This is a genomic window from Sphingomonas sp. H160509, from assembly GCF_024124765.2.
GTDB lineage: Bacteria > Pseudomonadota > Alphaproteobacteria > Sphingomonadales > Sphingomonadaceae > Sphingomonas.
Map to the genome: position 1 here is coordinate 106,755 of NZ_JAMXSR020000002.1, position 24,491 is coordinate 131,245.

Below are 24,491 nucleotides of genomic sequence, written 5' to 3' on the forward strand. Positions count from 1 at the left end.
CGCGCCCCGCGTTTGCTCACGCACATTGACGAGGCAGCTGTCGGCGCACTGACCAGCCTGTACCGCGATGCAATCCCCGCTGGCGGGCGGGTGCTCGACCTCATGTCGAGTTGGGTGAGCCACCTTCCGGACGACGTCGCCTATGGCGAGGTCGTCGGCCACGGCATGAACGCAGAGGAACTCGCGGCCAACCCGCGCCTCGATCGCTGGTTCGTCCAGAACCTGAACGATGTGCCTGACCTGTCCGAAGAGGACGCGCGCTACGATGCCGTACTGATCTGTGTCGGCGTTCAATATCTGCAACACCCCCTGGCGGTACTGCGCGAGGTTCGTCGTGTGATGAAGCCGGGAGGCCGCGTCATCATAAGCTTCTCGAACCGGTGCTTCCCGACCAAGGCCGTGGCGGTCTGGCGTGCTCTTGATACGCAGGGCCACACCTCGCTTGTACGCCTCTATCTCAAGACGGAGGGTTTTCGCGGAGTCACGGCATCCTTACTCGCCGACGGTCGCCTGGGCGATCCATTGGTCGCGATAACCGGTCGCAGTTGAGGCTGTTGGGATTATACCAGCAATGGGGGCGCTGCCTTCCCGGTTTAGTACTGTCGCGCCTGTTACAGGTATGTATCGGGCGCAACGGCAAGCCCGCGGTCAGGCCTCGACGCTGGCGGTTAAGGGTGGCGTCTGCTGATGTTGGACGACCAGCCAATCGTCGTGTCCCCGCATCCGCAAAGTCGAGGTGCAATGTGCCTCGTACTTCTGGTCGCCGCTTGCGCAGCGCGCGGTGTACGCAACGACGATCAGGCCCTCTTGAGGTCGTGACACTCGTCGATCCGATAGCTCGACCGTATCCCAATCGGGCGTGACCTTGACCGCATCCTTCGCTTCCTGCCCCTGGAAGACATAAGGCGGACGGGGCAACACCATGACGATCTCCTCGTCGATCCGGTTCTGGTAATGCTCATCGCTGGCATCCCATAGGCTCCCTTCGAATTCCCACACGCGCTGGTCGTCCATGCCGTATCTCCTTCATGGCTCAAGCGCGAGAGGATGGGGGGAGGGTTCCAGTGTCTCGGCACCATCGCGTCAATATCTACCGACGGATAAAACGTTTTGGCGCCCGTACGCCCGAACTCCCCGACTAGTTGCGCAGACAGCGCATGCCTACCGATCCATGGTCCAAGCGCGATCGAAGGGGACCGGACCTATAGGTCGCAGCATCTGTTGGTACCCGTCACAACAAGGAAGCTGCCATGAATCTCAATGACCTCCTCCCAGATGGTGGCATCGATGCACTCGCCGCCCAACTAGGCATACCGCGTGAGCAAGCTCAGCGCGGCGCAGAGGCGCTGCTGCCGTCGGTTCTGGGCGGCATGGGGGAATAACACGACGCAGTTAGACGCCCATGTGAACACGCTTGGCGGCGCAGACCTTGCTTCGAACGTGTTGGGCAACGAGCCGACGCAGATCGATCGCGGTAATCAGATCCTCGGCGGTATCTTCGGGTCGAAGGACGGCAGTCGTGAGGTCGCCAACAGCGCGGCGCAAAGCAGCGGCCTGGCGCCCGAGCTTCTGAAGCAGATGCTGCCGATCCTTGTCATGCTGGTGGCGGGCCATCTGACAGAGCGCTCGGGCGGGCAGCAAGGCGGCCTTGGCGGGATCCTTGGATCTGTACTTGGCAGTCTAAGTGGCGCTGGAGTCGCAGGCGCTGCGCCCGGGGGCGGTCTTGGCGGCGGACTCGGGGGGCATTCTCGGTTCGGTCTTCGGCGAGCGGCGATAGAGCCGTCCGGACATAAGACGGTCCTGCTCGATCAAACGGGTGGACTTGAGGTCCACGAACATCTCGTCGCCACGTGGCTATGGCACGGCGATACCTTCGACGGTATGACCAGGGAGCGCATGTGATGCGGAGACGAGGAAACAAGCGAGCCGGTCCTGTGGCAATTGTTATCTTCGTGATGATCGTGGCACTCGTCGTCACGATCTGCGGGCTCGCGGTGCGTGGCTTTCACAAAGAGCCGAATGGACCGCCGCGTGGTAGTCAGACGCTGCCAGCTCAGGCAGCGCAGGGGACCGTCGCTGGGACGCCTCCGAACGCTAGTCCAGCTCGCTAGATCGAAAGACGATTAAGCCAGCAGTCTAAGGCAGGAGGGGGCCGCATAGGGTGCGGTCCCCTCCGGATCGGGCGCGTTAGTTGCGCAGGTTGTCTGGAACGATACCGCCGTTATCGGCAAGCTTCTGCATCCCTGTCTGTGGATCGGCGCCAAAGGCGGGCCCCCGCCTCTGACCGACCCAACTACTTAGGATGTCCTCGAAAGATGGGATAATGATGGGGTCCCGATGGACGCCGATTGGAAACCTTGAGGCTGAGAAATGAAAGGCAAATTGAATGGCTTAGGTAAGACCTGCTGGGGTCCAACTTCCGACGCCGGTCGACAGTCAGGTGTTTATCCCTACCTTATCCGTGCGTCGGCGCTGAAGAGGGCGGCGAACAGTCGCGACGGCGGACTGGACGGAAATGGCTCGGCACCGGTCAAAACTCGGTTCAGGGCCGAGATCACCCCCTGCTATTCTTCTTCTTCGTTGGCAAACGACAGGGCGTCCGCCGTGCCAAGTTTCTGCTCGCCCGCGAACAGTCGGTTCAGCCTGTTGTTGATTTCGCTCCGTTCATCCCGCGATGCGTTCCGTCGGTATGGCCCGATCGAAAGCTCATCGCCGATTGCCCCCCTTGATCCGTGTGAGCGCGTCGTCGCTGAGGACGTTTGCGCCCCGCAGTTCAATACAGAGCTGTATCAAGCCAACCGCAGTCGCTTGGGCACGCAAGCCGACGTTCGTGACGTCGTGATGCAGCCGTTTCTGTTTCTCGTAAGCGTTGCTCATCGCGTCCTAGTCTCTTTTCGCCAGGCCGCTCTGTCGTCGAACGATCCCGTGGCTGTTGCATAGTCTTCGCATAAGTCCGTTTCGTCTCTGAACCGCCTCTAATGTGCAACGTCGAGACATGTATGGCAATTCTCATCCGGGAGCGGTTGCGGCAATGAGGGGCCGCTCGATCGAGTGGCCAGTGGCTATACGGGCAACGACCGACTACCCTCTGGTCGCGCTACATTTGTCGAGTTAAACGGCTAAATGCCCATATACCATTCTCTGACCCTTGTCCTTGCGTCCATGGTCGCCGCGGCGAGTGCGCAAGTTGTCGTTCCAGGTCGTTGGGATGTCACGTCGACCGTCGTTGAACTCTCGGTTCCCGGTGTGCCCGGCTTCCTCGTCCGGATGATGCGCGGCAAGTCCAAGGCAGAGCACAAACGCGTGGCGAAGGGGCAGGGTATCGAGCAGCTGTTACTACCCGATCAGAAAGCGCAGTGTCGTGTTGAGAGCCAGAATGTAGCGGATGGTCGCTATGCCCAGACGTTGAGCTGTCCGCAAAAACGCGGCGAGCCGCTGCATATTGTGCGAACGGGAACCTACGATCGCTCTGGCTTCATGGGCGACGCGATTGTAACGGGCGTTACGCCGAAAGGGGCGATGAAGATCGTTTTGAAGCAACGCGCCGCCCGCATCGGTGACTAGGCGCTCGTGCTCGGGAACACCGCAAATGGTCGAGGCGAAGGTGCCACGCGCGCTGCGTCGTCAAAGCACGGCACTCAAGGACCAGTTGCCCTCAGTCGAACATAGAAAGACCGTCTGGGATAGCGCGCAACGCGGTTGCCCTAACGAGACACCCGTAAAGATGAGCTCCCAGCAGGGTTTGATCTCCGTCGTCGGCAACGGCCAAAGCTTCGCCGATTATGGCGATCAACCGTTCTAGGTGCTGTGCGGTAGTTTCGCCTTCGATCACAGCTTCATGGCCTTGATCATCTCGGCATACAACGCGGCACGACCTAGGTGCGCGATGCGAGCGGAAATGTCGTCGCAGGTTGCTGCTTGCTCCCGCGCTTTCATCTCATTCCGAACAAGGTCGTCGAGGCTATCCGGTTTGTCCATAGCGTGGCTCCCACTAAGCGGGAGCGCTCCAGCGTCTCTCAGTCGCCGCCATGCCGTTGGCGAGTCGCGGCGATATCTAAGCATATAACGTTACGGCTGCAGATCATATCGACAAGAACGACCTGACCCACGAATCTTTCTGGCTAGGACGGCATGCTAATAGCGGGGTGATAGTACATCGCGCTAATTTTTCCCGCCGCGTTCAAAGCCAGGAAGAAATCAATTTTCGAGGTGGCAAAGGTGATGCGGAATAGATAGCCGCCGGGGGATCGCCGAGATAGGTGACGGACTGCGGGGTGCCCAGCTTGATTATCATATCGCCGCCCTCCGGATGGTCGCGCACGGCCTTTCCGACTTCCGTCGTGAGTATGCTGTAGTCCATTTTGGCGCCCGGCGCGGCGCTCTTCAACAGAGTTTGAACGTGCTTCTCTGCCAAGGTTGCCCCGGCGGTCATCGAAGGCGCCGCTTGTTGGGCCGCGGCAAATTGAATCGCGAAAGTCGGAAGTGCGACAGCGCTCAACGCGGCGGCGGCGAGACGGATTTTCATGAGAAGGCTCCAAATCGAAAGAAGAGGAACGCCATACTGAACCGCGATACAGTTCGACCGCTGATGAAAACGATGTCGGTCTCGATATTCGCCGTTGCCAGACAATAACAGACAAACCGCTGCTGATCGAGAGGAACAATCGGAGCTACGGCAGCAGGCGGCACCGCTATTTTATGACGTTCCCGCAATCGAACCGTGGCGGCTCAACCTGGAAGGCTGTTCGCTGGGTACCCCGTTTTAGGCACTGTTTTGGGCGCTGTGGGGTGTGGATCGGCGCCGAAGGCGGGGCCCCGCGTCTGATGGACCCAATTACCTCGGATGTCCTGGGAAGACGGGTTTATGATGGAATCTCAATGGACGCTAACTGGAGGCCGTGAACCTGATAATGAGAAGTAAGCTCAAGGGTTTAAGTAAGACCTGCCGGGTCAAACTCTGATGCCGGTCGACATCGCTTCTTCTGGATTGAGGCCAAGGCCTAATGCCGCCGCGTATAGCCGGACGTTGTACCCAAACCATGCGGATTTCGCCCACCGGCTTGACAGGCGGCGAAGCTATTCTGGCCCTTGGCGTAATGCAGGAGCGCGAGAACGTCGAAAGGCTATCGTTGTACGGGCAGGGGAGGCCTTGGTGCTCTCGGCTTGTCGAGAAGGGGCCCTGCTTTCGGCGCTGATTCACTTTCTCAGCTGACAACCAATCGTTAAGCCCCTGGCAGCTGTAGCTTTAACCCGGCGTTGTAAATTCGCTGTGTAAGGCCATCGCCGTGAACAACACTGAATCGCGTTAGGAACGCATATTAATCGGTTCGTCGCGCCGATGATTCGCCCTGTCGATGCGTCAAAAAAATACTTAACTTTTCATTAACCATTTTCCGGTGGTTGTCAGGTTCGTCGTTTCCCCGCGACGCAATGGAGACGGACGTGCCGACTGATGCAAATCTCGAAATGGAATGTGATCGGGTACGGCGTATCGTCGCAGGATTGAACGATGAGCTTTCTCGCCAACTACTCGGCGCATATGCGGCCGATCTAAGAGACGCGCAGCAGAAGCAAAGGCTCGTTGAACGGGAATTGGATCTTCTACGTTCCGTTGGCCGTTCGCCAGCTCGCAGGCGGCGTTAACACGTCGTTCACCCTTTCCCGTCAGGACAGGGGCGGGGGACACAGTATGCGTTATAGAATTTATGAGCTAGGCAGTTGTGGTGAAATTGTAAGTGGTGCGGACCTTTCCGCTTTGCACGACGAACAATCGATTGCTGAGGCTGCCGATCACATCAATCGTTACGGACTTGAGATCTGGCAGGGAAATCGCAAGGTCATTGTCATAAGTCCGCCAATATCGTGTTTCAGGAGGCCGCAGGCGGCATCGGCGCCCCAGAGGGCAGTTCTCAGCCCGATGTCGCGTGGTTTCGCGTAAAGGTCAGGCCTCATTTAACGTTTTTAATGAGGCATGCACCTGCGCCGATGCGCGATGGCGCTGAGCCGCTATCTCACATGCATCATCTGATCGCGAAAATCTTACCCGAACTTCGGCCTGCGTAGATGCAGACGGGTTACTTCCATTGCATGGAGGAAGGGCCCGAGAGCCTTCTGGCGCCAATCCAAGCGGAGTTCGCGAAATGCGGGTTGTCGCCCCACGCAATGGCGTTTGGGAAATAACGAATGTAATTGCCGCCGAACGTATCGCAGACCTAATCGAGCAGGCTCCCGGCTAAGCTCTCGGGGCCCTTAAGGTGCCGCAGGAGCGGTTTAGGGCGGACGCACGGCGGGAGGTTGCCGAACACGGCTAGGGTGCCCTCTACAGGCCGATCGATGTTGACCCTGGCCTAGCCTCAGGTGAAACTTGTCCTCCCCGGCGGCGTCGATCATTATCGCGAACTACAGGGGAGGTTGCGTATGAAATGGTTGATGGCGGTGGCTGTCGCGTTGGCACTTGCAGCGCCGGTAACAGCGCGGGACTTAACGGTCCCGATGGACAAGGGCTGGAAGCATGCTGAGACGGGGTTAATCCTGATGCCGCAACTGGCCGGGATGTCACGTACCGCGCTTACTGATACGACGCAGACTGAACATGACGTCGCTGCTCAATATGATACGCCGGACAAGAACGTTTTTTGCGACGATCTACCTGTTTCACCCTGCAATAGCCGACGTCAGCCTCTGGTTCGACCGATCACAGACGGCGCTCGAAACGCGGGACCTCTTCAAGAACGCGTCGCCCGCGACCGCCGATCCGATCACCTTCGCCGTCGGTGGCGCCAAAACTGCGTCGTCGATGCGCCAGGTCTATGCGACGCCTGCGGGGCAATACCGGAGCACCGCGCTCTCGGTTGTGCCGGTGGGTGATTGGATCGTCAGCGTTCGTATGAGCGCGAAGGCACTTACATCGGAGCAACTCGACGCACGTCTTCAGGAAGTGCTCGCCGCCATTCGTTGGCCGAAAGTCGTTGGCATCGAAGCGGTCGCCGCCGCGCCGGTGAAAGTATGCACCTCACCTCTGACGTTCGGTAAAGCGAAGCTTGCCAAGCCGGACGGGGCTGATCTGCTGATGTCCCTGATGGGCAGCAGTCTAGCGGCCAAGAAGAAGGCGGAGGCTAAGTCCCAGCCCTCGGAGCGGGCAAATTGGTGCCGCGACGGGGATGCGCGGACGGAATACGGAATGTACCGATCGGACGGCGCTTCAACGGGCTACGTGCTCGCGTTGTATGACGCAGGTCGTGTCGTCAGCGTGTATCCGTCAATCATGGGACAGATCAACAAAACGGGAATATATTCGGTCTCTCTGGAGGACGTCGAAGGGACGGTATCATCTTTCCAGTCCTTCACCGCATTACCCTCGCCCAAGCAAGTATGGAGTTTGATCGGGTCTGGACAGCGCACGGGCACAAAGACCGGCAATCAACTGACGATCAGTCCTAAAGCATTCTCGAAATGAGGACTTGATCCGGGGGCGTTCACGTCCGATTGATCAGCGGGGCAGGCCCAAGAGGATCGATCCTCGGCGGCTGTCGCTACCGATCACGACTAGTGCATAGTGACTGGGGGGCCGCCGAGCTAAGGACCTAAATCGCTGGGAGTTATGGCCATGCGCTACGTAATCCGTAAAGACGGCGAGATGTCCACACTGGGCGTTCACCGCAACACGTGCGAAAATCGGACGATTGACGAAGCCGAAGTAGCCACGTTGCTGCCGCAAGCTCACCGGACCCCGCCGCCGCGGCGTGATTGCGCTGTGGAACGATCTGGCCGGCGAGCGATTACGACCTGTCTAGATAAATTGAACTACGGGGATCGAGAAATGAAGAAGGCATTCGTTATCGCGATGGCGGCAGGGCTAGTCTCCCTGTCGGCGTGCAACTCCAGCCCACGTGAACAGGCAGCCGACAACATCGAGTCCAACACGGAAGCCGTCGCAGACAACCTGGAAGATGCTGCAGACAACGTCAGCAACGACGCCGCCGAAGCAAGCCTTGAGAACAAGGCTGATGCCGTCCGCGCGACCGGCCAGAATCAAGCGGACGATATGCGGACGAACGATCCCGACACGAACCTGTCGAACGGCATCTAGTTTCACGAGACAGGACGAGCCGCTCCCAAGCACAGCTCGATCTGGAAGGGCGCCTGAGGAAACTTAGGCGCCCTTTTCGTGTGACCTATTCCGGGAAACGGCTTGCGGGGGGCCGATCTAAGGCAGAGTTTAGGAAAGTCGGCTTTCACTCGTGGTTAGTGTGATACTAGCCCACCCCCGCCACCTTGACACGAGGCTGTTCAGCCAAGCGAGATTTTTGAGGAAAACGAATGAACGGCTATGTGGAGTTTCAAAGTCCAGAGGGAGAACCGATCGTCGTCAATGCCGATCGCGTAAACTTCGTCCGCCGGTTCAGGGGCGGGAATGATGCTAGCGCCGTAAACTTCGAGAAGGGCAGCTACGTCGTTGTCAGGGGAGGCTTGGCGTCGGTAATGAAAGCGCTTGAGGAGGCATAGCACGGGCGCCCTATGATGACTTTTGAGTAGGTTATAGTTGCTTCACTCTGGGACTGACGTTGCGCTTGATCCTTGCCCGATGCCCGATCTTCTGTGAGGGGATGCGCAGAGCTGGCCAATCCAAGACGGTCGAGCTCGGCATCCCGCCCGCGGCATCGATGGTGTCACACGGAGCGGGCGGGGTGCTTCACCGAAAATTAGGATGTTTGTTTTAGACAAAGTGATGAAGCCTCCGCTTCCAGTGTCGAGTATCCTCAGCGCCTCGCTTGTTTCAGTCACACGGACACGCGGGGCGCTTATTTGATTTGGCGGGCTCCGAAGCTAGCGCGTAAGCGTGGTCTGAAGGTCGCCTTGTAGGCGGAGCGTTCGACGGGTTGATGGCGGCTCTTTGAACGGGGCCGTGATGTCAGACGAGACTATCGAACCAGCCGCAGATGTAGCGAGTAGTCATACGACCGGTCGTATGAGTGGTCGTATCGAGATTGTCGGTCGGGTGTCGGGTCGACGCCGCTGGACGGTCGAGCAGAAGCTGGCGATCCTACGCGATGCGTTTGGGCCGGATGGGTCGGTCCGGGCGGCGGTCGAGCGTCACGAGGTCGGCAGCGGCGCGATCTACACGTGGCGGCGTCAAGCTATGTCGGGTGCACTGAGTGGAGTGCCGGCCCGGCCCCAGACCGCATTTGCTGAAGTCCGGATCAGCGAGCCGCCCGTGATGCTGTCGGCGCCGCCCGTCGAGGTGGCAGCGGACGCCCGGACCACGGGGCAGATCGGCATCGAGCTGCCTTCGGGTGTCCGACTGACCGTCGACGGCACGGTCGACGCCGAGGCGCTGTCGCGCGTGATCAGCGTGCTGGCGCGATGATCCCGCAGCCGACATCGACGCGGATATTCCTGGCGTGCGGCGTCACCGACATGCGCAAGGGCTTCGATGGCCTGGCGGTATTGGTGCAGCAGGTGCTCCGGGAGAAACCACATTCCGGTGCGCTGTTCGCGTTCCGCGGCAGGCGCGGCGACCTGATCAAGTTGCTATGGTTCGACGGTCAGGGACTTTGCCTGTTTTCGAAGCGGATGGACCGGGGCCGTTTTGTCTGGCCGGTGACCGCGACCGGCACAGTGGCGCTGACATCGGCGCAGGTCTCGATGCTTCTGGAGGGCATCGACTGGCGCCGCCCCGAGCGGACTTGGTCACCAACATTGGCAGGCTAAAAACATAGCTTTTCTGCCATTTTTGCTCGTGTGAGAGTGGGCGAACTGCTATGAAAATGAGGTGTCGCAAGCCCCTCTTGCCCCATCTGATGCCGAGGCCCGGATTGCCGTGCTGGAGGCGTCGCTCGCCCGGGCCAATGCAGCACTTGCCGCTCGCGACCTGCTCATCGAGACACTGCGTGGTCAGATCGCCCGGCTGCGGCGGATGCAGTTCGGCGCATCCTCCGAGAAGCTGACGCGCGAGATTGCTCAGCTCGAACTTGCGCTCGAGGAACTGGAAACCGAGAGCGCAGTCCCGGAGACCGGCGCAGCCTTGTCAGACACGCCCGGGCGACCGGCATCAGTCCGTGCGTTGCCCGACCACCTGCCACGCGAGGAGGTCGTCCACGAACCCGCCTCCGGCGCCTGCACATGCCCGGACTGCGGCGGTACGCTACGCCGTCTCGGGCAGGACGCCCATGAGATGCTCGACGTCCTGCCGGTGCACTGGCGCGTGGTGCGGAACGTCCGACCGAAATACAGCTGCCGGACGTGTGAGAAGATCGTCCAGGCGGCTGCCCCGGTGAAGGCAGTCGCACGCGGAAAGGCGACATTCGCAACGCTGGCCCATGTCGTCGTCTCGAAGTTCGAACATCACCTGCCGCTTTATCGGCAGTCCGAGATGATGGCGGCCCAAGGCTTGGACATCGACCGCTCGACGCTGGCGGGCTGGGTCGGTCATGCAGCCGCGCTGCTTGACCCCATCGTCAGTCGCATCCGCGAGGAAGTGCTGAAAGGCGACAAGATCCACGCGGACGACACGCCAGTCCCGGTGCTCGACCCAGGCCGCGGACGCACCGCGACCGGGCGACTATGGGTCTATGCAGTCGATGACCGCGCCTCCGGTAACACGGCTCCGCCAGCGACATGGTATCGCTTCACGACCGACCGTACCGGTGCACATCCGCAAGCCCATCTCGCCGGATTTCGAGGCTTCCTCCAGGCCGACGCCTATGCCGGTTACGACGGGCTCTATCGAAGCGGCGTCACAGAAGTCGCGTGCTGGGCCCATTTCAGGCGCAAGGTGTTCGACCTGCACGAGCGGGTTGCCACGCCGCTGACCACCGAGATTCTTGAACGCATCGGTGCCTTGTACAGCATAGAGGCCGAGGTCCGCGGCAGGCCGCCTGACGTGCGGCTGGCGGCGCGGCAGAACCGGACGAAGCCGCTAGTCGATGCGCTGCGCGAGGCACTGGACGCAGCACTGCGCCGCCTGTCGCCAAAGTCCGACATGGCCAAGGCTATCGCCTATGGCACGAAGCGATGGCTCGCACTGTGTCGCTTCCTCGATGACGGGCGCCTGGAGATCGACAACAACATCGCCGAACGCGCGTTGCGCGGCGTTGCCGTCGGACGGCGAAACTGGCTGTTCGCTGGTTCGAAAACGGGCGGCGAGCGCGCCGCGGCGATCTACACCGTCATCCAGACCTGCAAGGCCAACGGCGTCGACCCGCAGGCCTACATCGCCGACGTCACTGGGAAGATCGCAGCGGATTGGCCGGCCGCGCGATGGGACGAACTCATGCCCTGGAACTGGTCCGCGCAAACCGCAGAGCCAGTGGCGCAAGCCGCGTAATCTGCGGTCTGCCGGCCACGCTTACGCTAGCGCGATGTGGAGAGTCCTCGAAAGCGGGACCCCGGTCACGAAAGGCAACTCCCTTTACTCGTTCGGAAAGTATGAGTTTTGAATGGGCCCCGATCGACGCGTATCAAGCCCGTGACCAATTAAGCTTTGGTGCCGTTTCAAGAAGTTGGTAAATCTACCGGGGTCGCACTTTCGACACTAAACCCAAATACTCAATGTCTCGCATTGGCCCGGCATTTGCAGGCCCAAGTGTAGCGCTAGTCTGATTCCAAACGCCTTTCGGCAGGAGCCTTGAGCAACGCTCGCAACTGCCTTTGCAGCGCCATACTGCTCAGATGCGACCTGACATGGTCGAAACCCTCGCGCGACAACTGCAAGCGAATGTCAGTGATAGTGCGCGCTTTACCGCCCCGCGCGATCTCGAATGCTCGTTTTATGATCGCCATACGTGGCATTACCACGAGTAGCGAGCGATGAAGACCGTTTCCTTGCGATAAACAAATGTTACCTTTCTGGCGCCGTTTTGCTGAGTCCGGCGTTAAGTCTATATGACCACCGATCCATTGCGCGCCGCCTACGACGCGGGCTTGAGAAGCGGTCTGGCAAAGGGCTTGCCGAATACGTGCCCGTTTGCTGTGCACGAAGCCATGGACGAGCGGTTTGCTTGGTTAAGCGGGTTTAGCGTAGGGAAAATCGTTCGGACCGGGAAATCTTGAAGGCAAGACGCCGCCCCCAGTCAACATCATAATTTCAGTTCGAACGTTTCGTTGATCACGAAATCATCGCACCTAGAGAACTGGCTAGATCGTACAATTTTGTGCCGACCTGCGTATCCCCTTTCCTGCCTTCAAGTTTTGAACGCGGTCAGGACTGCTTTGCTCTTCGAACGCCTTGGACGCTACCAGACCGCTGCCGTCTCCCTGTGTAGCTATTTTGGACGTCGAATTTGTTTCCGTTCCTGTGGTGCAGAACGGTCGCATGCGGGCTCACGGCACCGATCGGTCCGCTGCCTCCAGCTGGCTACCCTCCTTATTGCCCTGTGCCACGTTGGCTAGCGCTTTCGATTTTCCGACTTTTCCCATGGGAACTCACGCGTACTGCCCGTTGCCAGACCGGCAATGCTCGCTTGGAAGGCAGGGGGAGCGGTTCGAACGGCCTGACGCTACCCGCTCGCTAGAGTTACTCGGAGATCGAAGCTCGTGCTACTGCCGCTTGCACGGAAACGCGCGCTGTAGTGCGTCGCGTACCACGAACGACGGTGCCCTCGTCGCCTTCTTGCCCCGGGTCCGCAGATGTTTACGCACGGTCGCCATGACTTCGATGTTGGAAGAGCGCGTCGGCGACGGGCAAATCTGGCGGGCCAGCGACAGCGCGTCGAACGCCGCCAGGATGTAGCCTGTGCAGAATGTTGGCGCGGGGTCGTTGTCCTTTCCGCGACACTGTTCGACGAGCTGATTGGTGGTGAGCGCGCTTACGACGACCGGTCGATCTACCGCGGAAGCAAGGAGGGCAAGCGTCAACATCATCGTCTTCGTCCCTTTCAACGTCGTCCGGACCGCGATCCGCCACTGTTCCTGCGTATCGGCAAAGCACTACAGCCATGCCGGGATACACTTACTCGCTCGCCAGGCTGGTCAGATACGGCAGCAGGCGCACGCGTGGGAACACCTCGTCGAGCGACTTGGTATCGGGCAGGATATAGACCACGCCGCCTTTGCGCTGAAGCAGTGGGCGGAGCTTCTTCGTGTAGAAACCGGTCCCCACATTGATGCAGCCGAAGCTGATCCGGTTGTCGTCAGGCGTCGGAGACAGCAGCCGTTCAACACGATGCTCCGACTTGTGTGTGGTGATCACCGCATGCAGTGCCACCGAATTCGTGTAATCCACCCAGAGCACTCGCTGGCGCCCCAGCGCCTTGCCGAATTTCGCGACGAACCTGCCCGCGGGCGTTGTCCGTTCGGCCGGGCCGATCTCTGCAAGGTTCTTCGCGCCCACTCCGGGAGACGAGATCATCGCCTATGCTGACGCCCAGCAGGACAGGCGCATACCCCTGATATTCGCCCTTGGCACTGAACAGGAACAACGTCGCCGTCGGCTTATCGATCACGACATAGGGTAGCGTCCCGTTGTCGTGGGCAGCAGTCACCCACGCGATCATACGGTTTGCCGCTTCCGATCGCATGGGTTCCGGGTATGCGGTCACGTCCTCGGTCGGAACGGCCTTTGGGCGTGGTTTCGCTAGGACCTTGCGGTCGCGGGCGTGCGACGCGGGGAGCGTTGCGAAACCCGGTTGCGCTGCAAGCACTGCGATCATGATCGCCGCGGCTATGCCCGTACGCGAGGCGATACGGCACAACCCGTTTACGGCGGCGGTCCTGTTCAGCAGATTTGTCCCTTCAGGCAACCGAAGTGCGCGATGCTGGGCTTAGCCGCGTGGCTTGCGCTGCCGCTGTTGCATCTGCTGCTCCATGCCATCGACGCGACCGTTGATCTGGTCGATCCGCTGACCGTTCTGCTGTGCTTGACCGGCAGCAGCCTGAGCCTGTGCCAACGCCTGGCCGGACGTGCCCTCGACGGTGCGCAGACGCCCGTCCATGCCGTCGATGCGGGTGTTCACGGTAGCGATCTGCTCCCGGACGAAGCCCTTCGTCGCGCAACCGCCAAGGCCCGTGGCGCCGACCATAATCAGCGCGACCGTGGTAAATTTAGGAAGATTGGAACGCATATACTCACCTCTCCGATCGTGGATCGCATCTTACATCCCACGCCGGCGGCGCACGACAATCGATTTTAGTCGAAACGTGCGACTAATAGGTCAGGGACCAAACGCTCAGGGCTTGCGTTGGCAAAGGTTCAGAACGAGGAAGCGGCGATGAGCCATGCGAGCAACATCTTTATCTGCGATGGACCCAATAGCCCCCACGCGTTCGACGTCGTGCCCCTTCAGCCGCGTAATGGCAGCCTGGATGCCATGTGCCCGGTCTGCAAGGGCCGCGGGCAGTGGAATACCGAGATCGATCTCGCAAGCTTCCGGTGCAAGCGTATGGCGTGCGATTGGTGCCATGGTGCTGGGTGGGTAGAAACTGGAACCGATCCGATCGGCCTGCCTGACATCGAAGTCTCACCGCAAGGGTATCCCCGTTGGACGATCCGTTTCGAACCCAGCGACACGGATGTAGAGGTCGACCCGGCCCAGCCTGGTCTGGCTAAAACGTAGTTCAGTGCCCTGATCGTCGCTAGATCAACCTAGGCGCAATCGTGCGTGTCGGGAACACTGGTCCGCGTACCGTCATCCGGTCGGCCAGATATGGCCGCTGCAACGACAGAACGTCGTCATAACTACCGGTCAACCACCGATCGTGATCGTCCGGCCGCAGGATCGTGATCATGGCCTTGGGGTGGATCGGTGCCACCAGTTCGTTTGCATTGCAGGTAACCATCGCGAAGTAGCGCTGTTCACCGACCTGTCGCCAGAAACCGGCGATCGCGAACACTGGCTGGTCGGTCACCCCGAACCACATCTCCCCCTTGATCGGCTTCTTGCCGTCGCCGAGGTCGGTAGGCTCACGCGCCCATTCGCAGAACTCCGTCAGCGGAATCAGGCACCGGTTGGCCGGATCGCTGACGAGGGACCGCCATTGGGGTAGGTGTAGGGTGCGCACGTTCGTCTGTGCAACCTTGCGACCAGCCTGCTTCGCTTGGCCCGCCAGAACGTCCCATTCCATCACATCGAGCCCGCGGTGGTCACTTTCGTTCCGCACGACATAGGCTCGACCGAACGGACGCAACTCCTTCGGATCAAACCTGTTGTCCATCGGCTTGTCGGCAAGCCAGTCCGCGCCAAACCGTTCGGTTATGGTTTCCGGTTCGCCGTCAAATCGTGCTCGGTTACACATTAAAGGCCCACTCGACCAACAAGCGCGCCGATCACGAGCACGGTGCCGGTGATCGCCCAGCCCTCCCAGGTTCGAGGGGACCAACCGATCCCTACTACCTTCGGCTGAAACCATTCGCGCGGGTTATTCATGATGGTTCTGATACCGCTGAGAATGATCAAGGTCCATGATTGCCGGGCTACTCGAGCGCAACAGACAACCGTAGTCGTAGCAGGGAAAAAGGACCCATCAGGAGCTACGAGGAACCGGATGGGCTCAGTTCCATCATCCCAACAATAAAAACCAGTCGCATCTCAATGAACCGCCCCGGGTCTGCCGGAGGCCTTAAGCTGTGAGTCATGCTGCCATATCGATATTGTCCGCGGCAGCATAATATTGATCTTCGGCTTCGGCGGGCGGGATGTTGCCGATGGGCTCCAGCAGCCGACGATGGTTGAACCAGTCAACCCATTCGAGCGTGGCGTACTCGACAGCTTAGAAGCTGCGCCAGGGTCCGCGCCGCATCCGCCCGATTCTTGCTGGACGCGGTCGCTCGTAATTGACCCGGTTCGCGAGATTCCGATGCGATGAAGGCGAAGACTATTACGATCAGGACCGGCGCACCACACGCTGTTGTTTAGAATAATACCTCCGTCGATCAGGTTGCGTAAGTCGTCGACTGATACTCGGCACCCGGGATAGAGTCGGACGAGAGACCCTTTATATTCAGGTCGTAGGGAACATACTTAACCGCGATCGCTTTCTCCTTTAAGAATATAGGTGAGAGAAAATGCGATTGTTAACATCAATAGCGGCTGCAGCCCTGATTATGCCGGGTGTAGCGCTGGCGCAGACGACCGGTAGCACCACCGGTGGCACGACAAGCGGCGGTATGAGTGGATCGGCCACTGGTACCATGAACGGGGGAGCGTCGACCGGTTCTATGGATCAGACTAATCCGACGCCAAGTACATCAGGGTCGACCGCAACGACGCCCACGCAGCATGGCACTAAGGCTCGCGGCAAAACGCGTAGCACAACGTCAGGTACGACGGGTGGCACGATGTCCGGCACGACCGGCAGCACGACTGGCCCGGACACGATGGGCGGTACGACCGACGGCACCGCTGGTTCAATGAGTGGCACGAACCCTGGCGGCACAATGGGTGGCACGACCGGCGGTACGATGGGCGCCCCCGACAGGGGGAGCGACCGGTACCACTCCGCCGCGCTAATCTTACCCTTTTTGCTAAAATGAAAGGCCGGGCGAGTGATCGCCCGGCCTTTTCGTATTCGTTTGTGTAAATAGCACGCATCCACACGGTGACGACCTAAACAAACCCTGAGGCTTACTGATCCTTCTCGGCACGCTTGCGATCGGCTTTACGCGCTCGGCTGACGGCCGCTGCGTGTTCGCGAGCACGCTTCTCCGACGGTTTCTCGAAATGGCGGCGTAGGGTCACGACTCATTGATCAGAGCCAGAAGATGACGGTGGCGGCGAGCGCGATAGCGGAAAAGAAGACGGTCGGGCATCGATCGTAGCGGGTAGCGACGCGGCGCCAGTCCTTCAGACGACCGAACATAATCTCGATACGGCTCCGGCTTCGGTAGCGGCGCTTGTCATATTTGACGGGGATGATCCGGGATTTTCGCCCCGGAATGCAGGGCGTTATGCCCTTTGCCTGAAGTGCGTCCCTGTACCAGTCTGCGTCATAGCCGCGGTCGCCCAGCATCCACTGCGCCTTGGGTAGATCATCAAGCAGCGCGGCAGCGCCGGTGTAGTCGCTGACCTGGCCCGCGGTCATGAAGAAGCTGAGCGGTCTGCCTTCTGCATCGGTGACGGCGTGCAGCTTCGTATTCATACCGCCTTTGGTGCGACCGATGAGGCGCCCAAGGCCCCCTTTTTACCCGCAGGCTGGACGCCGTGCGGTGCGCCTTCAGATAGGTCGCGTCGATCATAATCGTCTTCGGCGTGGCGCTCGCGGCCGCCAGTCCTTCCATTATGCGGAGGAAGACACCCCTTTCGCCCCACCGCTTCCAACGGTTGTAGAGCGTCTTGTGTGGACCATACTCTCGAGGGGCATCGCACCATCGTAGCCCGTTGCGGTTGACGAAAACGATGCCGCTCAACACTCGCCGGTCATCAACCCGTGGCTTGCCGTGGCTCTTGGGAAAATACGGTTCGAGCCGCGCCATCTGCTCGTCGGTCAGCCAGTACAGGTCGCTCATCCTCGGTCTCCTCACGGAGCCTGAATCAGATCAAGCCGCTCAGATCAATGGGTCCTGCCCTAGATGCTTGAGCCACCTCGATATCACCGCGGGCGATCCGCCACGTCGTTCAGCCACCATTCGTGCTGTGATTGCTTCGCCCTTTGCGTCCGCAACGAACACCTCGAGTAGCAATTCCCAAGCAGGTTCACCAAAGATCTCCGGCGAGAGTATCTTCTCGCGGAACCGGCGGAACCGCAAGATCGAAGCAGCGAGTTGGGCAGCCTGGTCGTTCCCCTTCATTCGTCGCTCCCAGTTCTATCGGCAGCGTTATCGCGGGAAACGGTAGCGTAAATCAAGATGCCTACCGGACTATATGGCTATCCTTAATGTGCTCGAGCGCCTGTAAGAGCCAAGCGGCCAGAAGATAGTCTTGCTTTTTGTCAGCGAACTCAATCATGTGCTCAAGCTGCTTGGCTATGACGCGCGGACAATTCTCGCTCTCGTTCTGGTTCATTGCGGCCAATCCCCTACAGGTGACGCGCATAGTGCGACTCAGCCTGACAGCAGCGGTTTGGATCATACCGAGCTACGTGACGCAAGCGTCAATCGGCTGATTTAGATCAGCTACCCTTACGTATCGCCCAACCGTTTCCATTGGCGCCAATTGAACTTCACGCGGCCTATATGGATTATGCCCCGTACTCTGGCCCTTCATCATCAGGATAGAACGCGGCAGCCGGGCACGATCTGACGCGTTGATCGTTTCTCGGCCATTGGAGGACCCCGATGGCCGAGAAACCGCTGACTGATCCGCTTACCGTTTGTGCATCTAAGGGGAAGGTGCTTGTCGAGGGGCCGGGCGTTGCAACTACCCTGGGCGTCGAATGCGCCGCTAACCTCTCGGACGATCTGCTTGCTGCATCGGGCTCGGCACGGTTGCAGCAGCACCGTGCGATAGGACAGGGACCAAAAGCCAGACCCACGGCAGCCGAGTAGCAGAGGGTATTCCAATCGTATTGAGCCAAAGCAGGACCACGATCCAATACGGTCGGCGGGCGTTGTCGTCGTATTGGAGAATGTTGATGCCCGATGCGCAACGGCGAGTAGAATTGGCAAGTATAGCTATTGCCTCCGGGCCGATGCAGACGGGCGTCGAGGCTCAGGATGGTTTGGTGTGTTTGACTGAACCCCTTCCGATGTCGATGACCATAGAGAACGCGCTCGCATTCGCCGGCCTCCTTATTAAGGGGGCCAGCGCCGCGGTAAAGCAGCTAGCACCTCCGTCGCTCGAACCGGGCACGGAATGGGTCTGACTAGGCCCCGAATTCCGGCCCGTCGTCATCCGTGTCGAAGGCGCGGTGATCGCACACCGGTCGCTGCCCCGGCCGCAGTTGGCGGGGAGGCTGGGGCTTTAGAACATGAGGGATTGGGTCGGGCAGGGCAGGTAACCCGCCTCTGAACGCATCAGGATAAAGGCTCCGTTCGCATGCATACCGCGCATCACAGCCGTACCCTCGTCTTCCTCCACCGTCGCCGGTTTAAAAAGCGGTTGGCGCAGGCATGGCTCGATAGCGCTCGGCAATGGCATGCGGTAGCTATCGGCGTATCTGGGCTAACCCTTTGTTAGTAAATGCACTTTATCGCGTTACACTGGGCAAAAAGAATGCTTCGGCTACCTCTCTGCTCGCTTTAGCAAATAAGTGCAGGACACAAAATGTCGTTCTCGTTCTATACCATGGCGGATAAACCAGAAAATGAACGAGAACGCGAAGAAGCCATTGCGAGAAGCAGGCTCATTAACAATCCGCATGCGGACAGGCTCCGTCCAATATTAAACGATCTTCGGGCCACGCTGAAGGTCAAATCTTCTGCCATTACCATAGTCCATCAAGACTCATCATATGTTCTGTCGGCAGTTGGTTTCCAAGCTGGCGTATATAGTCGGTCGAAATCGTTCTGCGCCCATGCCATTCTGTACCCAGACCAACTGACTATAATTCCGGACACTGGTGCGGAGGAGCGTTTCGCGGGCAACCCGTTCGTGGATACAGCCCAAGGTATTCAATTCTATATTGGTGCACCTCTACGTGACGAGTACGGTACTGTACTCGGAGCGCTGTGCGCATTCGATGCAAAAGCCCGTCAAATTATTTCAGACGATGTCAAAACACGAATAATCGACCTTCAGAGGGAAGCAGAAGCAACTCTCCATGACATAAGCAGGCGATCTTATGGCTCTGGCGGCCAAGCATTCAATGCCGCCACGCAAAGGGTGTGCCTGTGATGCTCGCTTGGACGTCGGGAAGTCTAGGCCGACAATCGAGGTGGTGAGTTCGTCTATGCTCTCTTGCAGCAGTCGTCGGTTCGTACGGACTAGATTAAGCGGTCATAGCAGATATTGCGAATATACGCCGCCAACGGTTTCCTGGAACCTTGCAACGGACAGGGACGGCGCGCGAGCATCAGGCGTGCGCCGTTCCGCTTATAGGCGCAGATAATTTGCCCGAATCGGTCTACCGCGCATAGGCTAGGTAAATGACGAATCCGCCTCTCCATGTCGACGTTATCGAGTTCCTCGACGATCGAAGCCTACTGGAAGAGTATCAGCGAACAGATAGGGAGCCCGGGACCCGTGTCGTAGATGATCTACTGGCCGAGATCGCGCGGCGTAACCTTGACATATGACGGTCCGTAAGATCGTCCACACAATCGCGGTAGATCATACGAAGGATGTCGATGTGTTCGAGCATGACCTCGGTCCGAACGTGATCGTCCAGGTTCGCAGTGAGCGCGGCCGCATCCTCAAGGTGCTGGTCGACGTCCTAGCGAACCGTGTACTGGTTCACTTCAAGGACGGAGCCAGCGAGGAATTAAAGGTCGTAATCCTTGGCTAGCGGTCCGCAGATGTCGGAACGGGAGGTCTGGTTGAAGGCCGCTGAGATCGTCCAGGCGCATGGGCATGCGGCGCCGAGCGCCGTTCTGCATTCTCTTGGCGATATCTTATCTGATCCCTGCGCTAGTGATGATTGGCAGCGCATTGCGAGAGCTATCGATCAAATCCTATTTGCTTGCCCGCAGTAAGCCGCTTTGGGATGAACGCTTAGGCGTTGTACTTTTCACAATTACCCCGCAACGGCGCGTCGAAGCCTCGATGACGAAATCGTCGCTTGGCCGCATCGCAAAACCTGGCTGAAAAGTACGCTGCGAGTAGGCGAGGCCACCCCGCGCAAATTCAATCTTAACAGTTATGGTCCACCAACGCGGAGGAAGGAACGATTATGCGTCAATATCTAACTGCACTTTTTCGAGACTCTCGCGGAGCCACGGCTATTGAGTACGGCTTGATTGCCGCACTTATTGCCGTTGCTGCCATCGCTGCCATGCAGGGCTTGGGCTCTAGCCTGACCAAGACGTTCAACAACGCGGCGTCGAACATGAAGGCCAGCTGAGCGTTTGCCCGAATCGGCCGGCCGCGCATAGGCTGTGCATATGATCGAATGCACGCATTTTGAGCAGGTAAAGGCGATGCCTGATGCCGAAGTGCTCGCCGCGTACGAACGGACAAACGGCGAACCCGGCAATCCAGAGGCGGACGCCTTGCTCGCGGAGTTCAAGCGACGAAATCTCGGCGAGTGAGGCGGTCCGATGTGTAATCGCGCGCTTCAGCGGCGAACCTGAGACGATAACGGAGCGGTTCGGGGCACGATGGCTTACCCCAAAGCCGATAGACAACCGCTTCAATCCCCAGGAGCTTTACCCGAAAAGTCGGGCCTACGTCGTGCGGGAGAAGGACGGCGAGCGCGGTCTTGATGTGATGAACTGGGACATCACAGCGGGTGCCGCTCCGTGGCCCATGACGAACGTCCGCAACCTAGCGCTGCCGCAGTGGAAGGCACTTGCCGCGAAGCCAGAGAACCGTTGCCTGATCCCGTTGACGGAGTTCTGCGAATGGACCCCGCAGCCTATCGACCAGAGCGACGGCAAGAAGCCGCTCAAGGGCAAGATGTGGTTCGACGTTCTCGATCAAGATGTGTTCGCGATCGCTGGGTTCTGGGGCCAGATTGGCAACGAACGATACTTTGCGATGGTGACGTGCAATCCGAATGAACTGGTAGCACATATCCACCCGAAGGCTATGATTACGATACTCAAGCCGGCCGACCACGCGCAGTGGCTGTCCGGCAGATACGAGGATGTCGTCGCTCTGCAGCGGCCTTACCCGGCTGATCAGATGCGCGTCCGTGGTCCCGTTTTCCCTACTCGGAAAAGTCGTGCGAATGTGTGACCTGGGAATAAGCGAGCGCGGCGTATGGTTGAAGCCCGGCACGATTGTCGCCGAGCATGGGACGCTTACGACCGACTACATCATCTCGCAGCTGGGCGATGTCATCGACGATAACGTAGCGGTTGAGGTCTGGTGCCGGGTCGCTCCTGCGGTCGATGCCATCACAAACGCGGTGCGTCAGTAGGAACAACATGAAGCTGAACATCGTACGAGTCGCAGACTGGGTCGCGATCATAATAATCGCAGCGTTTTTGCTCTCCCTGCCGTGGCTTGTTATGCAATATCTTCCAATAGAGCGCCGATAGCCGGATCATAGGTTGAGGCGTTCACCCAGAATAGGCGCCGGATCGGCGCAGCTGACGAACGATCCCGTTAAACGATGCCGTCACACTCTCGCTGCGCCCAATTTCATGCTCTTGCTGTGCGCCCTCCCAGAACATTACGAGCGGCCAGCGCTCAGGGCAGTGGGCCCATAGGCAGCGCAACGCCAGGCGAACCGGCACGGTGTCGACGCGACCGTTCGACGTTTCCGCCAACGTATCCCGAAGGATCTGGACCGCCAAGTCGACCGTGATTCGCGTTTGCCGGTGCATTACCTTATGGAACGCAACGGGAACAAACTTGCAAGGATTTGATATGTCTGCACGGTGCAGGCTCTGCGTGAGCAATGATGAAGATGCCGTGATCGAGCATGTCGCAGCGTATATGTGGGAAAGTCGTATGGAGCGCGTCGAGGACCGGACGCCGTAGGATCAGGCAGGCGCTACGTGAAAGACTGCGTTTCGAGAGATGGCGGTCGCCGCCCAGCAGGCATTGAGGAGCTGGTCACTTCCTTACAAGTTACGCTGCATTAAGTTCTTACCAATGAAATTGCTGGCAGGGAGGCCATGTGATGGACCGGAGCTCGAGCCCGGCCGCTCGGTTAACCTCGTCCGCTCGCTAGGCTCGTACGCGCTGCACCGTCTAGCGCGCGGGCGATCTTACTCAACAAGCTGGCACATGAAGCCGTCAACGCGACGATCGACGCAACGCCACGCTGCGCAGCTTACCATGCAGACGATATGAACAGCCGCGCCCCATCAGCTTCACGGGTTGCCCGATACGCCGCAGAAGCGGCTGCTACCTTCGACGATCAGCGCATCGATGCGCTGAGACAGCTGCTCGTCTTTGCCCTGCGCACGCGAGATCTCCGCGTTCAGATCCGTTACTGCCTGGTCGAGCGTGGCCTGCGCCGCCGTCACCCGGCCATTGGCTGCGGCGATCTGCGCATTGGCTTCGGCGACTGCTGCTGCGGCCTCCACGGCTGCTGCCGTGATCCGGGCGTCGGCCTGCGCGACTGCGGCGTTGACCGCCGGGATCGTCACCTTTTCAAGATCGTCGAGCGACTTTAGCAGATCGGTTGCAGGCTTGGTGATGTAGAAGTTCGTCGGGTCGATATGTTCTTCCGCCGCGATCATCTCGGGCGGAAACTCGTAGAGCACCGGCAGTTTGGTGGGCGCGTTGACCGTGCCGTCTCGAATGCCGCGATATTCCTTGAGCTCGCTCTTGAACACGCCTTGTGGCGGCTGATCGGACTGCGTCGTCAGGAAGAGCGTATAGCCTTCCGGCCGCGACGCCTGCCCGCCATGATCGAGTTCCGAGCTTTGGATGGCAGCATCTCTCGGCACAGAGGGGGCACCACGTATCAGCTTCTCGACGGCGCGCATGTAAACCTCAAAAATGCCGGCGTTTTCGAGATCTTTGATACCGAAGAACTCATTCGGAAAGTCGTGGATTGACCATCGCTGAAGGTAGAGAGCGCCGCCTCGGCTGAAAATGCCAACGCCGATCTGTTCCTCATTAAGCGGGAGCAGTGTCCATTGATTGCGGGGGAGCATGACTAGTGCGGGCAGTGGGTCGACGGGCATCATTATGCCTCCCGTTCTACGGATCACCGTCTGCAAACAACCAAGCGCAGTTACAGCGCAGCCTGCTTGGCATCATCGCTCAAGCAGGCTGGAAGATGTACGAAGGCCTACAGGTTGGTTCAGCAAAAGGCTTGTTTCGCCGTCGTAGTTCCGTCTTCGCCCGATCACCGGGCCGGAGTTGGTACGATGAAGCTCACAGGTTTAGCCGCCCTGGCAATGATGGCCGCTAGTGTTACCGTCCCGTCGGTTGCGGATGCGCAACGCCACTATGACCGGTCCGGTGAATACAACCAGCGCGATCGCGGCGCCTACCGCAATGCGCACGGTCAGAGCGGCCGGTATGGCAACCACAATACCCGCGTACGGCGTAACCTGCCGCAAAGCGCGTATCCCTGGCATTGCAATGACTACAAGCTGCGCCACCACATCCGTTGCCACGACTGATGTGCCGCTTAACCGCCAGACTGGCGGACGTATAAAAGTCTGATCCGATAGCCCGTCACGCCGCAGCTGCGGTGTAGACGGGCGGTAGGGTCACCTCCCTCGCACAGCAGCCCGAAGGTCAATCGCTGCCTGCTCAGCCTGCTCGATCAGGCGCTCGCTGTGCCCCTGATTACGTGACCCTGAGGCCATGTCCTCGGCAATACGCAAAACGCGCATGCCAATCGCCTCGACGTGGTCAGCGGTGGTGAGGTTCAATTGCGGCGCTGCCATGTTAACCTCCGTTGCAAAGATTGCAGCGATTGGAACCTAAGTGGCCCGTATTTCGGGCATCCCACCGAACAAGATTAGTATTCGCCAAGGTCTCGACCATTGTTGCAGTGCAGCAGAGGGAGTCGGTTATGATCGCTATGTTACTCATCGCAGCGAAGTACGT

28 protein-coding genes and 2 pseudogenes are annotated in these 24,491 nt (G+C 59.3%); 18 read left to right on the forward strand and 12 right to left on the reverse strand.

Features of this window, described 5'->3' with window-relative positions; genetic code table 11:
- Nucleotides 1-12: 12 nt before the first annotated feature.
- Nucleotides 13-549: a class I SAM-dependent methyltransferase gene (locus tag NHF48_RS02125; RefSeq protein WP_253070043.1), complete on the forward strand. Its 537-nt coding sequence runs from the start codon at nt 13-15 to the stop codon at nt 547-549.
- Between the two features lie 99 nt (nt 550-648).
- Here the strand turns inward: NHF48_RS02125 and NHF48_RS02130 are convergent, their stop codons facing one another.
- Nucleotides 649-1,014 carry a DUF4440 domain-containing protein gene (locus NHF48_RS02130; protein WP_253070044.1) on the reverse strand — a complete coding sequence of 122 codons (366 nt, stop codon included), beginning with the start codon at nt 1,012-1,014 and terminating at the stop codon, nt 649-651.
- 303 nt (nt 1,015-1,317) lie between these two features.
- Between NHF48_RS02130 and NHF48_RS02135 the strand changes: the two genes are divergently transcribed.
- The 3 genes from NHF48_RS02135 to NHF48_RS02145 all read left to right on the forward strand — a co-directional run bounded on the left by NHF48_RS02135 (nt 1,318) and on the right by NHF48_RS02145 (nt 3,564).
- Nucleotides 1,318-1,902 (forward strand): DUF937 domain-containing protein, encoded by a 585-nt coding sequence (locus NHF48_RS02135; RefSeq protein ID WP_263816634.1) that lies wholly within the window; start codon nt 1,318-1,320, stop codon nt 1,900-1,902.
- Between the two features lie 468 nt (nt 1,903-2,370).
- Nucleotides 2,371-2,940: a hypothetical protein gene (locus tag NHF48_RS02140; RefSeq protein WP_253070046.1), complete on the forward strand. Its 570-nt coding sequence runs from the start codon at nt 2,371-2,373 to the stop codon at nt 2,938-2,940.
- Between the two features lie 222 nt (nt 2,941-3,162).
- Complete coding sequence (locus NHF48_RS02145; protein WP_253070047.1) at nt 3,163-3,564, forward strand: DUF3617 domain-containing protein; 402 nt, start codon at nt 3,163-3,165, stop codon at nt 3,562-3,564.
- 264 nt (nt 3,565-3,828) lie between these two features.
- Here NHF48_RS02145 and NHF48_RS02150 read toward each other — a convergent pair whose 3' ends face one another.
- Nucleotides 3,829-3,978, reverse strand: a complete 150-nt coding sequence (locus tag NHF48_RS02150) for a hypothetical protein (protein WP_253070049.1) — start codon at nt 3,976-3,978, stop codon at nt 3,829-3,831.
- Between the two features lie 202 nt (nt 3,979-4,180).
- Nucleotides 4,181-4,525: a hypothetical protein gene (locus NHF48_RS02155; protein ID WP_253070050.1), complete on the reverse strand. Its 345-nt coding sequence runs from the start codon at nt 4,523-4,525 to the stop codon at nt 4,181-4,183.
- Nucleotides 4,526-6,592: 2,067 nt separating this feature from the next.
- On the opposite strand from NHF48_RS02155, the gene NHF48_RS02160 reads away from it, so the two are divergent.
- The 6 genes from NHF48_RS02160 to tnpC all read left to right on the forward strand — a co-directional run bounded on the left by NHF48_RS02160 (nt 6,593) and on the right by tnpC (nt 11,326).
- Complete coding sequence (locus NHF48_RS02160; protein WP_253070051.1) at nt 6,593-7,456, forward strand: hypothetical protein; 864 nt, start codon at nt 6,593-6,595, stop codon at nt 7,454-7,456.
- A 150-nt stretch (nt 7,457-7,606) separates the two neighbouring features.
- Entirely contained in the window at nt 7,607-8,089 is a 483-nt protein-coding gene (locus tag NHF48_RS02165; protein WP_253070052.1) for a hypothetical protein, read from the forward strand.
- Nucleotides 8,090-8,319: 230 nt separating this feature from the next.
- Nucleotides 8,320-8,505 (forward strand): hypothetical protein, encoded by a 186-nt coding sequence (locus tag NHF48_RS02170; RefSeq protein ID WP_253070053.1) that lies wholly within the window; start codon nt 8,320-8,322, stop codon nt 8,503-8,505.
- A 463-nt stretch (nt 8,506-8,968) separates the two neighbouring features.
- A complete protein-coding gene (tnpA, locus tag NHF48_RS02175; RefSeq protein ID WP_253070054.1) occupies nt 8,969-9,367 on the forward strand; it encodes an IS66-like element accessory protein TnpA in 399 nt (132 codons plus the stop codon).
- On the forward strand, nt 9,364-9,711 hold the full coding sequence (tnpB, locus tag NHF48_RS02180; protein ID WP_253070055.1) for an IS66 family insertion sequence element accessory protein TnpB: 348 nt from the start codon (nt 9,364-9,366) through the stop codon (nt 9,709-9,711). Before tnpA ends, tnpB begins: the two co-directional genes overlap by 4 nt.
- A gap of 61 nt (nt 9,712-9,772) precedes the next feature.
- Entirely contained in the window at nt 9,773-11,326 is a 1,554-nt protein-coding gene (gene tnpC, locus NHF48_RS02185) for an IS66 family transposase (protein ID WP_253070056.1), read from the forward strand.
- A gap of 1,211 nt (nt 11,327-12,537) precedes the next feature.
- Here the strand turns inward: tnpC and NHF48_RS02190 are convergent.
- The 3 genes from NHF48_RS02190 to NHF48_RS02200 form a co-directional block, all read right to left on the reverse strand.
- Nucleotides 12,538-12,858 (reverse strand): Rap1a/Tai family immunity protein, encoded by a 321-nt coding sequence (locus tag NHF48_RS02190; RefSeq protein WP_263816637.1) that lies wholly within the window; start codon nt 12,856-12,858, stop codon nt 12,538-12,540.
- A gap of 91 nt (nt 12,859-12,949) precedes the next feature.
- The gene (locus tag NHF48_RS02195; protein WP_253070058.1) at nt 12,950-13,348 is read right to left on the reverse strand and encodes a hypothetical protein; all 399 of its coding nucleotides are present in this window, start codon (nt 13,346-13,348) and stop codon (nt 12,950-12,952) included.
- Between the two features lie 412 nt (nt 13,349-13,760).
- Entirely contained in the window at nt 13,761-14,060 is a 300-nt protein-coding gene (locus tag NHF48_RS02200) for a hypothetical protein (protein WP_253070059.1), read from the reverse strand.
- A gap of 117 nt (nt 14,061-14,177) precedes the next feature.
- On the opposite strand from NHF48_RS02200, the gene NHF48_RS02205 reads away from it, so the two are divergent.
- Nucleotides 14,178-14,552, forward strand: a complete 375-nt coding sequence (locus tag NHF48_RS02205; protein ID WP_263816638.1) for a hypothetical protein — start codon at nt 14,178-14,180, stop codon at nt 14,550-14,552.
- Nucleotides 14,553-14,571: 19 nt separating this feature from the next.
- On the opposite strand, the gene NHF48_RS02210 is transcribed toward NHF48_RS02205, so the two are convergent.
- From NHF48_RS02210 to NHF48_RS02225, 4 genes and pseudogenes are all read right to left on the reverse strand, one after another.
- Nucleotides 14,572-15,231, reverse strand: coding sequence for an SOS response-associated peptidase family protein (locus NHF48_RS02210; protein WP_253070061.1), 660 nt, complete (start codon nt 15,229-15,231; stop codon nt 14,572-14,574).
- A 336-nt stretch (nt 15,232-15,567) separates the two neighbouring features.
- A pseudogene (locus tag NHF48_RS02215) lies at nt 15,568-15,732 on the reverse strand (IS3 family transposase); the annotation flags it as partial.
- An 827-nt stretch (nt 15,733-16,559) separates the two neighbouring features.
- Nucleotides 16,560-16,667 (reverse strand): annotated as a pseudogene (locus NHF48_RS02220) (30S ribosomal protein S21); the annotation flags it as partial.
- A gap of 16 nt (nt 16,668-16,683) precedes the next feature.
- Nucleotides 16,684-17,440 (reverse strand): IS5 family transposase gene (locus tag NHF48_RS02225; protein WP_253070063.1). Its coding sequence is split into 2 segments (ribosomal slippage): nt 16,684-17,116 and nt 17,115-17,440, totalling 759 coding nucleotides; the frame shifts between segments, so codons are not numbered across the junction.
- 1,696 nt (nt 17,441-19,136) lie between these two features.
- On the opposite strand from NHF48_RS02225, the gene NHF48_RS02230 reads away from it, so the two are divergent.
- The 6 genes from NHF48_RS02230 to NHF48_RS02255 all read left to right on the forward strand — a co-directional run bounded on the left by NHF48_RS02230 (nt 19,137) and on the right by NHF48_RS02255 (nt 21,891).
- Nucleotides 19,137-19,706: a GAF domain-containing protein gene (locus tag NHF48_RS02230; RefSeq protein ID WP_253070064.1), complete on the forward strand. Its 570-nt coding sequence runs from the start codon at nt 19,137-19,139 to the stop codon at nt 19,704-19,706.
- A gap of 397 nt (nt 19,707-20,103) precedes the next feature.
- Complete coding sequence (locus NHF48_RS02235) at nt 20,104-20,316, forward strand: hypothetical protein (protein WP_253070065.1); 213 nt, start codon at nt 20,104-20,106, stop codon at nt 20,314-20,316.
- 384 nt (nt 20,317-20,700) lie between these two features.
- On the forward strand, nt 20,701-20,871 hold the full coding sequence (locus NHF48_RS02240) for a Flp family type IVb pilin (protein WP_056489358.1): 171 nt from the start codon (nt 20,701-20,703) through the stop codon (nt 20,869-20,871).
- A gap of 40 nt (nt 20,872-20,911) precedes the next feature.
- Nucleotides 20,912-21,058 carry a hypothetical protein gene (locus NHF48_RS02245; protein ID WP_253072518.1) on the forward strand — a complete coding sequence of 49 codons (147 nt, stop codon included), beginning with the start codon at nt 20,912-20,914 and terminating at the stop codon, nt 21,056-21,058.
- Nucleotides 21,059-21,074: 16 nt separating this feature from the next.
- Entirely contained in the window at nt 21,075-21,707 is a 633-nt protein-coding gene (locus NHF48_RS02250) for an SOS response-associated peptidase family protein (protein WP_342454713.1), read from the forward strand.
- A 28-nt stretch (nt 21,708-21,735) separates the two neighbouring features.
- Nucleotides 21,736-21,891, forward strand: a complete 156-nt coding sequence (locus NHF48_RS02255) for a hypothetical protein (RefSeq protein WP_253070067.1) — start codon at nt 21,736-21,738, stop codon at nt 21,889-21,891.
- Nucleotides 21,892-22,792: 901 nt separating this feature from the next.
- Here NHF48_RS02255 and NHF48_RS02260 read toward each other — a convergent pair.
- A complete protein-coding gene (locus NHF48_RS02260) occupies nt 22,793-23,614 on the reverse strand; it encodes a hypothetical protein (RefSeq protein ID WP_253070068.1) in 822 nt (273 codons plus the stop codon).
- Between the two features lie 186 nt (nt 23,615-23,800).
- Here NHF48_RS02260 and NHF48_RS02265 point away from each other — a divergent pair, with 186 nt between their 5' ends.
- A complete protein-coding gene (locus NHF48_RS02265; protein WP_156362105.1) occupies nt 23,801-24,058 on the forward strand; it encodes a hypothetical protein in 258 nt (85 codons plus the stop codon).
- Nucleotides 24,059-24,148: 90 nt separating this feature from the next.
- Here the strand turns inward: NHF48_RS02265 and NHF48_RS02270 are convergent, their stop codons facing one another.
- Nucleotides 24,149-24,328 carry a hypothetical protein gene (locus tag NHF48_RS02270; protein WP_253070069.1) on the reverse strand — a complete coding sequence of 60 codons (180 nt, stop codon included), beginning with the start codon at nt 24,326-24,328 and terminating at the stop codon, nt 24,149-24,151.
- Nucleotides 24,329-24,491 lie beyond the last annotated feature (163 nt).